We start from the raw sequence: 13,603 nt of genomic DNA on the forward strand, positions 1-13,603 counted from the left end.
GTCAGCGGGTGGTGGCCGGCGCAGGGCGGTGACCATCCTCATCCGCTGTGACGTGGGCGCAGACCGTCGAGGAGAAGGCTCACGATCTCGTCGCGCATGGCTACGGGTAGCACCGGATCGAGCGAGAACGATGCGCGTTGTACCGCGACACCGATGAGGGCGTCGGCGACTGTCGAAGCCTTGACATCGCCGCGGATCTCTCCGCGCGTGGCGGCGTCGCGCAGGGCATCCTCGATCGCCGCCAGGCACCGGTCGATCGAGTCCCGCTTGAACGCTTGGTAGAGCTTGGGGAACTGTTCGATCTCCATGACACAGCGTTGCAGGATGCTGCGCCTGGGTTCGACGAAAACGGCGGCGAGCCCAGCCAGGAGGGTCTCCAGATCCTCGGCGATCGTTCCGGTGCGCGGCGGGGTCAGACCTGCCGCCAGCGTGGACATCCCGGCCAGGATGAGGTCCTCCCGCGCCGGCCAGCGGGCGTAGATGCTGCGCTTGGCGGCCTTGGCCCGCGCTGCCACCGCCGTGACGGAGAACTCGGCGATCCCCTTGTCGGCCAACTCCTGCACGGCAGCAGCCAGCACCCGCGCGTCCACCGAGTCGTCACGGGGGCGGCCACGCGGTCGAGACTCGGCTGCCGCCATCGTCCCAGCATATAGGTCACGGATGCAGTTGCATAATTCACCGGCGCGGATTAACGTCACTGCCACAGTCGCATAACTGTCGACGAAGCGGACCATGGAGGAAACGCCGATGACAATTCACGATTTCACCGTCACGACCAGCGATGGCGCAACGCGTTCGCTCAGCGACTACGCCGGTCGCGCGGTGCTGATCGTCAACGTGGCCAGCAAGTGCGGCCTGACCCCCCAGTACGAGGGGCTGGAAGCGCTGTACCGCGACACCCGCGACCGCGGCCTGGAGATCCTCGGTTTTCCCTGCAACCAGTTCGGCGGTCAGGAACCGGGTACCGACGCTGAAATCCAGGAATTCTGCTCGACCCAGTTCAACGTCACCTTTCCGATCTTTCACAAGATCGAGGTCAACGGTCCGGATGCCGACCCCCTCTTCGTCTACCTGCGCGACCAGGCACCCGGCGACTTCGGCCCCTCGGCCGGGCGCATCTACGAGCACATCAAGGCCACCCGGCCGGAGACAATCGGCACCGACGAAATCAAGTGGAATTTCACAAAATTCCTCGCCGACCGCGACGGAACAGTGATCCGCCGTTACGAGCCCACCATCACCCCGCAGGAAATCCAGGACGATCTGGAAAAAGTTCTGGCCTGACGGTTCCATGCCTGCCGGCTGATCCCTGGCGCGGGGCCTGGACCTGGACCTCTCATCGGTACTCATGCGTCGTCCGACCCCATAGGTAGGAACGGTCGCTACCGCAGCCTTTTCGACCTATGCCAGACCGGTACGCGGTGTCACAGCCGTGGATCCACCGGCTCGGATTCGCAGGCCAGGATCGCGAACACCAGCTCGTGCACCCGGTGGAACGGGCCGTTGCCCGCCACCGTCGTCAGCGCCGCGAGCCCGAGTGTGTGCTCGCGCAGGGCGAGGCTGCGTTTGCGGCCCAGCCTGCGCTCGCGCAGCGAGGCGAGTCGGGCTGGCTCGGTGTAGGACGGTCCGTAGATGATGCGAAGGTACTCCCGTCCGCGGCATTTGATTCCTGGCTGGAGCAGGCCCTTGCCGTTACGGGCGGCGAGACCGTCGTGGGGCTTGACGACCATGCCCTCCGCACCGGCCGCGGTGAGCTCCAGCCACCATTGCGTCGCCCGCGCCGTCGCGTCCTCGCAGGCCAGGTCGAGAACGAGGCGGCGGGTCGGAGTGAAGGTGGCGGGATCAACGGCGACCAGCCGGTCGGCGATCGACAGCTGCCACTCATGATCGCGATCGGTGAAGGCTATTCCTTGCGCCGCGAGCACCGCGAACGGCGCCAGCGTCACCGGCGCCTGGGAAACATAGGGCCGGTAGGCGGCGGTGTAGGCGTGCAGCGCCGTCAGATCCGAGCTCACCCGCTGCCGCAAGGCGGTCACGTCCAGACCACGGGCGGCTGCCTGCTCGAGGACGGACACGGCCGCCGGCAGGGCTGCCCGGCCCGCTGCACCCACGCCCGCGTATGCCCGGATGAGGCTTTCGGCCTTGGCCGACCACGGCAGCAACTCGCAGTCCAGCAGCAGCCAGTCGGTGTCGAACTCGTCCCACAGCCCGGCCTCGGTGATCGCCGTACGAACCGTGCCCAGCAACTCCTCGGTACGTGCCGGGTCAAAAAAGGACCGGCCGGTGCGGGTGTACACCACCCCGGTGGCCCCGTCGTCGACGAACCGCTTCGCCGCGGCGGCCTGGTCGCGGCACACCAGGACCACGGCGCGGGAACCCATGTGCTTCTCCTCGCACACGACCTTCCCTGTTCCGGTCCGCCGCAGATCGTCGATCGCCTCAACCGGATGCTCAAGCCAACCGTCCACGGTGGATGTCGATGACGGCGCCATCGTCGGCGGCAGCCACAGCAGCCAACGCGGGTCCACCGCGAATCGGCTCATCACCTCCAGTGCGGCGGCGCCGTGTTCGGCCGGAATCGTGATGGTGCCGTAGTCGGTGGTCACATGTCGGCGGCCGGTCACGTCAGCCAGATTCACGGTATTCAGAGCATTCACGGCATTCATCGCACCGGGCTTCATCGGCTCTGCTGGCATCAGCGGGCGTGCCGGCTGGTAGTACTGCCGAAGCGCCGGAACCGAGACGAGCTCGCGCTCGGGGTAGCGCAGGGCGGTCAACCGGCCGCCGAACACGGCCCCGGTATCCAGGCAGATGGTGTTGTTCACCCATTCCAGGGTCACCGTCGGGGTGTGCCCGTAGACGACCATGGCCTTGCCGCGGTAATCGTTGGCCCACGGGTAGCGTACCGGCAACCCGTACTCGTCGGTCTCGCCGGTGGTGTCGCCGTACATCGCAAACGAACGCACCCGGCCGGAGGCGCGACCGTGGTATTCGGCCTTCAATCCGGCGTGCGCGACGACGAGATTACCGCCGTCGAGCACATAATGGGAGATCAACCCGTCGAGAAAACGCGCAAGCCCGTCAATCGGGTCCTGCTCCAGCTGAGCGATGGTCTCAGCCAGACCATGGCTGACCGTCACCTTGCGGCCCGCCAGGTACCTGAGCAGCTTCGCCTCGTGATTTCCGGCGACGCACAGCGCCACACCTCTACTGATCATGTCCATGACCAGCCGCAGCACCCCGGGTGAGTCCGGGCCCCGGTCGACCAGGTCGCCCACGAACAGCGCCGTGCGCCCGTCCGGGTGCACCGGGCTCGGGCCATCCGAGGTGAAAACCCAGCCCAGCGTGACCAGGAGCGCTTCGAGCTCATCCCGGCAGCCGTGCACGTCACCGATGACGTCGAACGGGCCGGTCAGCTCTCTGCGGTCGTTGAACAGCTTCTCGTAACGGATTTCCACGTCCTCGGTGTCGTCGAGAACGTGGATTTTCCGGAAGCCCTCCCGTCGCAGCTGACCCAGCGATCGTCTCAGGTCCCGATGCTGACGCTTGAGTACATCCCGGCCGAAATCCCGGTCCGGACGGACCCGGGTGCGTTCCCAGCACACCGATTCCGGGATGTCGAGGACAATCGCCACCGGCAGCACATCGTGTTCCCGCGCGACCGTGATTAACCCGGCCCGGGCATGCGCCTGCACATTGGTGGCGTCCACGACGCTGAGACGTCCGGCACGCAGCCGCTTGGCGGCGACATAGTGCAGCACGTCGAACGCGTCGCCGGATGCGGACTGGTCGTTTTCGTCGTCGGCGACCATCGCCCGGAACGTGTCGCTGGACAGCACCTGCGAGGCAGCGAAATGGCGCCTGGCGAACGTCGACTTACCCGACCCGGAGATGCCTACCAGCACGACCAGCGCCAGCTCGGGAATGTCGACAACAGTCACTTCGCCACGTCCTTGGTGAACAGGGCCAGCTGGGTTGGCGTTCCCACCTCCGGGTCGTCGTCGCCGACTCCGTGCAGGGACACCGTGTAGCCGAATCGAGCGGCGACCGCGGACGCCCACGCGGCGAACTGGGCCCGGGTCCACTCGAAACGATGATCGCTGTGCCGGTGGGTGTCCACCGGCAGCGTCTCATAGCGGACGTTGTACTCCGCGTTCGGCGTCGTCACGATCACAGTGGCCGGGTTGGCGTGCCCGAACACCACCTGGCACAACGCGGGTAGGCGCGGCTCGTCCACGTGCTCGATGACCTCCATCAGCACCGCCGCGTCAAAGCCCCGCAGCCGCTCGTCCACATAGGTCAGCGCGGACTGGATCAGTCTGATCCGCTGCCGCGCCCGGTCGGGCAACCCGTCCAGCCGCAGCCGGCGCTCCGCCAGCTCCAACGCCCGAATCGACACATCCGCACCGACGATCTCGGTGTAACGCGGGTCATTCACCAGGTCGCCGAGCAGGGCACCGGCGCCGCAGCCCAGATCCAGCACCCGTGCCGCGCCCGTCTGCGCGAGCACCGTCAGCACCGCTTCGCGGCGCTGGGCGTTCAGCGGCACGCGCTGGACCTCCGCCGGCAGCGCCGCCTGCTCGTCGGTGGTGTCCACCTCGCCCTCCACCTCGCCCTCCGCGACGGAGTCCGCGACGGAGTCGGACAGCAGCTCGGACAGGCGGGACTCGGCCTGACCGGCCAGGACTCGGCTGTGCGCCAGAAACCGACTGGTGATCAGCCCGCGCTCGGGATGCCCGGCCAGCCAGCCGTCGCCCTTGTCCAGGAGCGTGTCGATCTCATCAGGGGCCACCCAGTAGTGCTTGGCGTCATCAAGCACCGGCAGCAGCACGTAGAGATGGTTCAACGCATCTGCCAGGCGCAGCGTCCCGGACAGCGTCAGATCGACGTACCGGCTCTCACCCCACTGCGGGAACGCCGGATCCAACGGCACCGGCGTGCCAGTCACATCCCAACCCAACGGTGTGAACAGCGCCGCAGCCAGCGCCACGCCACCCTCGCAGCGCAGCGCCGGCACGCCGATCTCCAGCGGGATCGCCGTCGCGGCCAGCTCCGGGCGATCCTTGGACTCACCCCGCGCGGCAGTACGGAACACCCGGTTCAGCGCCGCTGACAACAGACTGCTCGCCGCGTACGGACGATCATTGACATACCGGTTCAGCTGCTCGGCTCCGCGGCCGCGTTCCAGCCGTTGGGAATCGACCTCCAGGACCAACGCCGCCGTACACCGCTGCGGCGACGCCACCGGGAACACGACCGTCGCCGTCCCGTACGGCAGATCGAACCGGTGCACGCGATCGGGATGCTTCACCAGGAGAAAGCCGAGATCGGTTGCCGGCTGGTAGGTGGTCGTCAACGTCAACAGCACCCCTGTGATCCTGCCAGCTGATCAGGAGCCGGCGGCAACCAGGATGCCGTCGGTGGCGAAACCCGCCATGAGGCCGAACAGGAGGCCGTAGGCAAGCAGGTCGGGACGTCGGTTCTTCGCCGCTACGGTGATCAGTTGGATGACGACGTAAAGAATCGACCCGGCCGCCAGGGTCAGAAAGGCCACGCTGACCGGTCTGCTGGTGAAGCTGTGCCCGACAGCGGTGCCGATGAAGGTCGGGGCACCACCGATGAAGCCCATGGCCAACAGGAAGCCCCACCCGGGCCGGACGGGGACGCCGTCGCTGTCGAGGTCACCGGCCAGCGGCGCGACGATCCCGAAACCTTCGGTGGCGTTGTGCAGGCCGAAGCCGATGACCAGCAGCGTCGCCAGCGCGACCTCCCCGGCGGCGGCGGACTGGCCGATGGCCAGGCCCTCGGCGAAGTTGTGCAGACCGATCCCGACCGCGATCAACAGCGCCAACCGCCGCGCGGGCGACCAGGCTGCCAGGTCCACCCGGCGACGGGCGGGCAGCTCCCCCGCGGCCATTGTGCCCGGACCGACACCGCGTCCCTGGCCTGCAACGCGGCCCTGACCTGCAACGCGGCCCATCCACCGCTCATAGGCCACGAGCGACAGCAGACCGACCGTGATCCCGGCGGTGAACAGCAGTCCGTAACCGATGGCCCGGCCGAGACCGTGATGCTCGGCGTGTACCTCGGTCAGCGCCTCGTCGATGGGTTCCCACGCCGCGGACAGCACGTCCCAGACCAGGAACAGCAGCACGCCGATGGCGCCGGCGTTCAGCAGCGCGCGCAGGGTGGGCGCGGGTCGTCGCAGCCGCCCCACCGGCAGGCCGAGCAGAATCGTCACTCCGGCGATCGCGCCGAGCAGCAGGGTGCGGGCCAGGCTCACGAGGTCCTCCTCCAACGAAAAATCGATTAGGTGAGGCTGCCCTAAGTTTGGCGCCGAAGCAAGCTTTTCCTGGCGAAAGACTCAGAACTCGGGCTGCTCCCCTGCCGGAGGGAACATCTCGCCCTCGACATGGCCCGCGCCGCGGCCGGTTTCTACGGCCCCGGCTGGACCAGCCAGGCATGCCCAGCTGGACGACGCAATGCATTCGCATTAAGATCATCAGATATTTAAGGCTGTCAAGGACAGTCAGTGGTCAGCCGACCACGGTGCGGCCTTCATCGTGACAGCTCGAGACATGACCCCTGGTGAGAAGAAGACCTTCCAACGGAAGGCACGGTGACGATGACAACAGCGAAGAGGACCACTGAGACCCTGCCTCGGCCAGCCGAGGAGTTGGACCAGCTGGCCGCCTACTACGACGCCCATGACACCTCGGCCGACATGGAACACGGTCAGTGGGTCGATCCCCGGCCCATGAAGACCACGTCCCTGCGGCTGCCGGCAGACGTCGTCGAGGCGTTGAAGCGACGCGCCCATGGACGGGGCATGCGGTACACAGCCCTTGTTCGAGAGATCATCGAACACGCGATGCGTAGCGAGCGGGCGAAGGATGACGACGAACTGGCCCAGATCAACGAACGGCTGGCCCGGATCGGGGCCGTACTCACCGAGAGGTCAGCGCGGGTACCGGAGACCCAGCACACGCGACACGGCAGCGGCGTGCGCCGCGCGTAGTTTTCCGCGAATTGATCATTTTTGTGGAAACGTACGGTCATCGGTGCGTGCAGGCATCCCCGGCGGTCAGGCGGTCAGGTCGCCGATCAGGTCGGCCAGCACGAGTTCCTCATCCACCCGGATGCCGTGGCCTTGCATGGCCGGGCCCAGGTCGGCGTCCCAGCTCGCCTCGACCGGGCGACCGGCCAGCTCGCCACCGGTGACACTGGCCAGCGCAGCCTGGTAGGCCCGCACGTCAAAGCGCCACGGCCGCCACGGGATGCGCTCGCGCAGCCCGTTGCCGATGCGGATACCGCCCCAGTCGAAGTCACCGTGGTAGGCGAACCGGGCACCCCCGGCCGCGAGCAGGTCGAGCAGGCGGATCACCGCGGCCGACGGCTGCCCGTTCACGCACACCAACGGTGGGCACCGGTCCGCCAGCTCGTCGGCGGCGCTGGCGAGCACGATCGGGTTCTCGCACATCCACACCAACCCGTCACCGACGCCGAGGTCCACCTGGTCCCGGCCGAGCTGACGCAGGGTCAGCACACACGGCTCCCCCGCGTCGCGGGCCACCGCCAGGATGCGACCGGTCGTCGCGCTCACGCCGCCCGGTAGGCCGAGGCACAGCACCACCGACGACAGCTCATCACGATGGACGCCGACCGCGGCCCAGGTGGCACGGCGTTCGGCGGCCGAGCCGTCACCGACGGGCGGCGCGCCCCGCAGGACCCGGGCCGCGGCGAGCGAGAGCGTCGCCAGCGGCCGGGCGTCATCCAGCGCGTGCGCGTCCCCCGTGCTCGCCGCGGCCAGCCGGCCCAGTGCCACGCCGGCCGAGGGCAACGCGTCGAGCACCGGCAGCAGATCGGCGACGAGCGCCGCCGCCGCGTCGGGGCTCGCGGCCAGCCGGCGCAGCATGCCGGTGGCGTCCAGCCACGACCGCCAGGTAGCGAGCTCGGGGCGCCGCACCACGAGTGCGTCCAGGGGCGCGTGCGCCTCCGCCCACGCCGCCGATTCCGCCGCGGCCTGCGCCACCCGGTCGCCGACCTCACCGACCAGGAGCCGCACGGCGGCGCCCAGGCCGTCCGGCGCGGCGCCGCTGGTGCGCAGCACCGTGTCGATCTCGTCCAGCGACACCGTCAGTGACACGCCCGCGCCGGCCCGCCGGCCCAGCAGCCGTTCGACCGCCCGCCGCTGGTCCTGACTGACGTTGGTGAGGGTGACCGAACCGGTCAGCGGCCTACCGTGCTCCATCCTGTGCCGCGCCCGGTCCAGCAACCACGCGGTGTGCTCGCCACCGAGCATCCGTTGCAGGCGCCCGACGTCCCCGGGTCGATCTCCACCCATCTCACCCAACCGACTAGTCACGCGACTACTCACTCGAACAGTCACTCGAACAGTAGGCCGGTGCTGTCGGCTGGGCCGGTGGCCGGCGCCGGCGGCGGGACCGGTTCGGGAAGGTAGGGCACCGGGCGTTCGACCCGCACCCGCTCGCTCCCATCCCACCGCCACGGCGTGACGAGCACGGCGTCGATGCCGTCCCTCCGGGCGAGCTGCGCGATCGCCAGGCCCGGGACCTGCGGATAGCAGCCCCACTCGCGTTCGCTGGTCATCACCACATCCAGGTCGAACGCGGCGAGCAGCCCGAGGCACTTGGCGCGCGAGTCGTCGTCCACCCCGGCGAACGCCTCGTCCAGGGCGATCAGGCGCGGGGCGTTCGGGTTTCCCGAAGAGGTGTAGAACGACGACGCGGCGGCGAACAGGGGCACCGACGCGGCCAGCACCCGCTCGCCACCGGAGGCCGGCCCGGTGGCCGACCGCCACTGGCCGTCCTGATAGCGCTGGATGGCGAACTCGTGCCATGTCCGGTAGTCCAACGCGCGGGTCAACTGTTCGGCCCAGCCGCCGGATGTGTCCGCGGCATGCTCCCGGTTGATCTCCTCCTGGAGGAAGGCTCCCACGGCTGCCCGGTCCGCCGCGCTCCAGGCGTCCGCGGTCTGGCGCAGCAGCCGGTCACGCACCCGGTCCAGCCCGACGGGTGCGCCGCGGGCGGCCCGCCACTGCAGCCGCAGCCGCATCCCGGTCGACGTGGGCCGCTCCGCCAGATCCCCGTTGATGGCCTTGACCTGCTCCTCCGCGCCGGTGATCAGTTCCTGGAGGGTGCCCGCCACCTCGTTGACGAGGTGGTTCTCCAGGATCTCGCGTTCCTTCGCGGACAGCAGCATCGCCCGCTGCTCGGTCTCGGTCTCCAACGCGGCCACCAGCGTCGGAATGTCCTGCTTGCGGCCCTGGAAGAGCACGTCCACCACGATGATGCCGTCGCGTACGGTCATCCCGACCGAATGGCCGTGGCGGGACAGCGCGTCGGTGAGCACCTTGTGTTCGGTCGAGACCCGCTGTTGCACCAGCTCCCAGCGACGGTCGGCGTCGTCGACCCCGTCCAGTGCGGCATTGACGGCACGCGCGAGCATGACGGCCGGTGTCGGCGCCCACGGCTCGCTCGGGTCCGGGGTCTCCAGTTCGGGCACGGCGATGGCCAGCAGGCCGGTGGCGGCGAAGGCTCGCAGCTCGTCGATGGCATGGTCACGTTCGGCGGCGGCGGTGGCGATCGACCCCTGGAGGGTTTCACGCCGGCCCTCGGCCTTGCCGCGCGCATCTCGTGCCGCACCTTCCGCGACGCGGGCCGCCTTCTCGTCCTCGTCGCACCGGACCAGTTCGGCGGCGACCGCGGCGAGCGTGCGGTACAGCTCCTCGACGCCGGCGCCCGCCGTCTCGACCAGGACCCGGTGGCGTTCGGCCGCGACGTCAGCCTGGGCGCGCGCCAGGGTCGCCGCCGCCCCGGCCCGTTCGCGGCGTTCCACCGCGAGATCGACCTCCCGTTCGGCATCGGCGGCGGCGCGCCGCGCCCGGTCCAACGCCTGCGCCGCCGGCCACAGCCCGGCCAGGGCCACCCGGTAGTCGCCCACCGCCGCCCGGACGGCCTCGAGCGCGACGGCGTCCGCGGGCAGGCCGACATCGGCGGCGAACTCGCCGGCGGCGGCCCGCGCCGTGTGCGCCTGGGCCTCCCGGCCGGCCATGATCGTGACTGCCTCGGCGTGCCGCGCGTCGACACGTCGCCTGACCTCGTGCTCGCCAGCGAGTTTGACGTGAGCCTCGCGCAGCTCCCGGTCGGTCGGCTGGGCCCGGTGCTCGGCGGCCAGGGAACGCTGGCGCCCGCTCAGGTCGGCCGCGGTCGCCGCGAGCTCGCGCAGCCGTTGCTCGATCCGGGCCAGCTCCGTCCGCAACTGCTCCAGGCGGACGCGTCTGGCCGCCTCGCGGGCACCCTCCCCGATGTAGCCGGCGGCGTCCTTGTGCCAGGAGCCGGTCAACACCCCGTTGCCGAAACGGCCGTCGACGGCCACCCACGTTCCGCCACCGTCAGCCAGAGTCCCGGAGTCATCACCCGATGCTCCGGAGTCATCACCCAGACCGATCGTCGCCAGCAGAGCGCTGACCGTGGTGTCGGTGAGCATGGCCGCGCTGGGATCGGCGCGGTCGATCGCCGGGGCGAGCACCGCGGTGAGCCCGCCGGCCGGCGCCGACCGACCCGGGGCGAGCAGGACGTCGTCGGTCACGGCGTCGTGCAGGCGACCGTCCGGGGCGAGCCACGCGTCGAGGATCCCGGCCGCCTCCAACGCCGCCTCAATGCCGGCCCGATGCTCGTCGGGCACGTCGGCGACGAAGTCGACGACCTTCCACAGCGCAGCGCCGGCCCGGCCGTCGCGGGTCTGGCCGTCACGGGTGTAGGGGATCGGCGGCGCGTCGTGGCCGCCGGCTGCCAGCCGCGCGATCTCGGCGTCGAGCTGTTCGCGCTCCCGGTCGGCGGCCGCGCGCTCGGCGTCGATGTCGGCTTGGCGGCGAGCGAGGTCGGCGGTGGCCGTCCGGACCGCCTCGTCAACGGCCGTCGCCACCGGGTTGGGGCCGTCAAGGGTCTCCACCCATGCTTCCATGACGGCCAGCAGCCCGTCGGCGTCAGCCACCCGCAGGTACGCCGTGCCGGCCAGGTAGCGTGCGCACGCCGCGAGAAGCTCGGCGCTTCGCGCCACGGTGAGCTCCTCGGCCGCAGCGATCCGCTCCGCGGCGGCCTGCTGCTCACCGATGATCCGTTCCAGCTCGTCGCGGGCCGCGCGCAGCGCCGTCTGGGCGGTCGCCGCCGCCGCCAGCAGTGTGTCCAGGCGGGCCACGGCACCGGCTTGGCGTTCGACGAGCGCGGCACCCGCCCGGGTGGCGATCGGGTACGGCGGCTGATCACTGTCCAGGTCGGCCATGACCGTGACGTGCCGGTCGGTGACCCCGGCGGCATCGGCGGCGCGGGCTGCGGTGGTCCGCACGGCCTGGCAGGCCGCCGCGTCCGCCTCGGCGGTCCGCCGGGCGGCGACGAGCCGGGTTTCCCGCTGCCCGACGATGTCGTCGGCGGCGACGCTCTCGGTCCTGCGCTCCGCCGCGAACCGGCCGAGGCGGTCGGCATCCTCGCCCGCTGTCCGCAAGGCCTCGGCGTCACGCATCTCCGGGCTGTCCTGCAAGGCCGTGCGCCGCGCCGTCAACGCGGCCCTGGCGTCGGCCAGCGCTTCCAGCCGTTGGTGCGCGGCGGCAAGCGCCTGCGTCGCGTCGCGGTGTGCCGCGTCGGCCTCACCCAGTTCCCGGCCGACCTGCTCGTAGCGGCTGTTGGCCTGTCGCGGCGGCGCGGCGCGGCGCTTGGCGGCGACGGCGGCATAGCGGCGATAGTGGGTCAGGAAGGCATCCGCCGCGGTCTTGGCCTCGGCGAGACCGCGCAGCGCCTCGCGTTCCTCGTCCAGCCCGCGGAAAGCCTCGGCCACGGTGGTCACCAACGCGGGGTCCAGCGGCGGCAACGCCTCGGTGAGTGCGCGGGAGAGCAACTTCTCGTCGGGCTTCTTGGACAACTGCGGCTGACGCAGCTGGATCAACAGGTTGACCAGCGCCTGGTACCGGTGCCCGCCGAGCCCGAACAGCGCCTCGTCCACGGCCCGGCGGTAGTCCGACGCCGTGTCGTACACCATGCCGGACCCGTCGACGGCGTCTTTGAGTTTGTCCCGGGTCAGCGCCACCCGGGTCGGGCCGATCAGTGACAGTTCCGGACCGACCCGCTGCTCGGTGACGAAGAACCAGTGCCGCGCGATGCCACGCCCGGCCACCGCCTTGAGGCCGGCACCGATCGTGCGGTATTCGGCCACGCCATCGGCGCGCAGCCGGCCGAACTCCAGCCAGGTGTAACCCAGCCGCTCGGGATGCGGATGCCTACCGCCGAGCAGCAGGTTCCACTCCATCCGCTTGTTGCGGTCGCCGTCGGGTTCGACCCGGTGCGCGGCCAGCTCACCGTCGAGCAGAAACGGCAGGGTCAACGCGAGCACCTTGGACTTGCCGGTGCCGTTGTTGCCACGCAGGAGCAACCGGCCGTCGTGGAAGTGGAACTCCTCGACGTCGTAGTAGAACAGGTCCACCAGGCCGGCACGCAGCGGTTGCCAGCGCTCCCGGCGCGGCATCGGCAGCAGCGTCGGTGTCGACAGCACGGCCGTCACGGGTGTCGCCGCCCGCCCGTTGACGCGGCGGTGCGGCCGGTGCGGGCGCTCGGGCCGGTGCGGATCGTCGGCGCCTGGACCGCGTACCGCGCGATCGCCGGCCGGGCGATCACCATGGGTGGCTCGCCGGGCACGTCGGCGACCAGCCGCAGTGCACGAAGCTTGTCCAGCGCCACGGCGAGCAGTTCGCCATCGGCCCCGGGCTCGGTGACGCCGCGGCGCCAGTAGGCGGCATGCTCGACCGCCATCTTGCGGACGTGCGCGCGCAGCCGGGCGACCGGTACGGGCTCGGCTCGCTCCACCCGGGCCGCCAGGTATTCGGCGACCAGCAGCGTCACGTGGCCGTCGGTGCGCTGTTCGGGCATGCGCACGTCTGTCAGCTCGTCATCGGGGTCGACCATCGCGATGCCCTCGGCGCGCATCTCGGCGATCAGGCCGGTGGCCTCCTCGATCCGCCGCGTGATCGCATGGCGCTGGCTCACCAGATAGGCGCGCTCGTCCTCGGCGAGTTCGTCGTAGTAGACGACCGGATCATCCAGCAGCCGGCGGGTCAACCGGTGGCGCAGCGCCCGGTTACGCAGATCGTCGGTGTCGGCGACCGGCTCATAGGTCAGCTCAGCCAACCGCCGCTCGAAGTCGGTGGCGTCGATCGTGGACGGCCCCCGGGCGCCGGTAAGCATCGCCGCCAGGATCCGGCGACGCACGTCGTACAGCACGTCGCCGGTGGCGGTCAGGTAGGCGTCCTCGTCGCCGGCGACCCGTTCCAGCACCCCGAGGGTGAGCAGCAACCGGACCACCGCGACCAGGTCGGAACGTTCGTCCCGGCGGCTGAGGGTGAACGCGATGCCGGCGTCCGCCAGGGCTGGTTCACTGGCCGCGACGATGATCCCCTCCGCAAGCCGACCAAGGGTGATCTGCGCGTCGGCCGTCTCCAGCACCGACAGCGCGAGGCAGAGCAGGACATAGCGACGCCGTCCGAATGGCGCCCTGCCGCGGCCGTCCCTGGCCGGATGCGTACCGTCCAGGCCAA

Annotated in this window: 9 protein-coding genes; 2 read left to right on the forward strand and 7 right to left on the reverse strand. The window is 70.2% G+C overall.

The features are described 5' to 3' along the window. Positions 1–38 precede the first annotated feature (38 nt). A complete protein-coding gene (locus U9978_RS20425) occupies positions 39–638 on the reverse strand; it encodes a TetR-like C-terminal domain-containing protein (protein ID WP_322762752.1) in 600 nt (199 codons plus the stop codon). A gap of 109 nt (positions 639–747) precedes the next feature. On the opposite strand from U9978_RS20425, the gene U9978_RS20430 reads away from it, so the two are divergent. Continuing rightward, positions 748–1,284 (forward strand): glutathione peroxidase, encoded by a 537-nt coding sequence (locus U9978_RS20430; protein ID WP_322762770.1) that lies wholly within the window; start codon positions 748–750, stop codon positions 1,282–1,284. Between the two features lie 140 nt (positions 1,285–1,424). Here the strand turns inward: U9978_RS20430 and U9978_RS20435 are convergent, their stop codons facing one another. From U9978_RS20435 to U9978_RS20445, 3 genes are read right to left on the reverse strand one after another with little or no spacing between them, the layout of a single operon-like run. After that, entirely contained in the window at positions 1,425–3,941 is a 2,517-nt protein-coding gene (locus U9978_RS20435) for a polynucleotide kinase-phosphatase (protein WP_322762753.1), read from the reverse strand. Then, entirely contained in the window at positions 3,938–5,368 is a 1,431-nt protein-coding gene (locus tag U9978_RS20440) for a 3' terminal RNA ribose 2'-O-methyltransferase Hen1 (protein ID WP_322762754.1), read from the reverse strand. Before U9978_RS20440 ends, U9978_RS20435 begins: the two co-directional genes overlap by 4 nt. A gap of 21 nt (positions 5,369–5,389) precedes the next feature. Further along, the gene (locus U9978_RS20445; RefSeq protein WP_322762755.1) at positions 5,390–6,283 is read right to left on the reverse strand and encodes a ZIP family metal transporter; all 894 of its coding nucleotides are present in this window, start codon (positions 6,281–6,283) and stop codon (positions 5,390–5,392) included. Positions 6,284–6,625: 342 nt separating this feature from the next. Between U9978_RS20445 and U9978_RS20450 the strand changes: the two genes are divergently transcribed. Continuing rightward, positions 6,626–7,018, forward strand: a complete 393-nt coding sequence (locus U9978_RS20450) for a CopG family antitoxin (protein ID WP_322762756.1) — start codon at positions 6,626–6,628, stop codon at positions 7,016–7,018. Between the two features lie 66 nt (positions 7,019–7,084). Here U9978_RS20450 and U9978_RS20455 read toward each other — a convergent pair whose 3' ends face one another. The 3 genes from U9978_RS20455 to U9978_RS20465 form a co-directional block, all read right to left on the reverse strand. Then, positions 7,085–8,365: a TIGR02679 family protein gene (locus U9978_RS20455; protein WP_322762757.1), complete on the reverse strand. Its 1,281-nt coding sequence runs from the start codon at positions 8,363–8,365 to the stop codon at positions 7,085–7,087. A gap of 20 nt (positions 8,366–8,385) precedes the next feature. Next, positions 8,386–12,537 (reverse strand): TIGR02680 family protein, encoded by a 4,152-nt coding sequence (locus U9978_RS20460; protein ID WP_416211065.1) that lies wholly within the window; start codon positions 12,535–12,537, stop codon positions 8,386–8,388. Positions 12,538–12,569: 32 nt separating this feature from the next. Next, a partial coding sequence (locus tag U9978_RS20465; protein WP_322762759.1) for a TIGR02678 family protein occupies positions 12,570–13,603 on the reverse strand: 1,034 nt, incomplete at its 5' end.

This window comes from Protofrankia sp. Cr2 (assembly GCF_963555885.1).
In the GTDB taxonomy this organism is placed as follows: Bacteria; Actinomycetota; Actinomycetes; order Frankiales; family Frankiaceae; genus Protofrankia.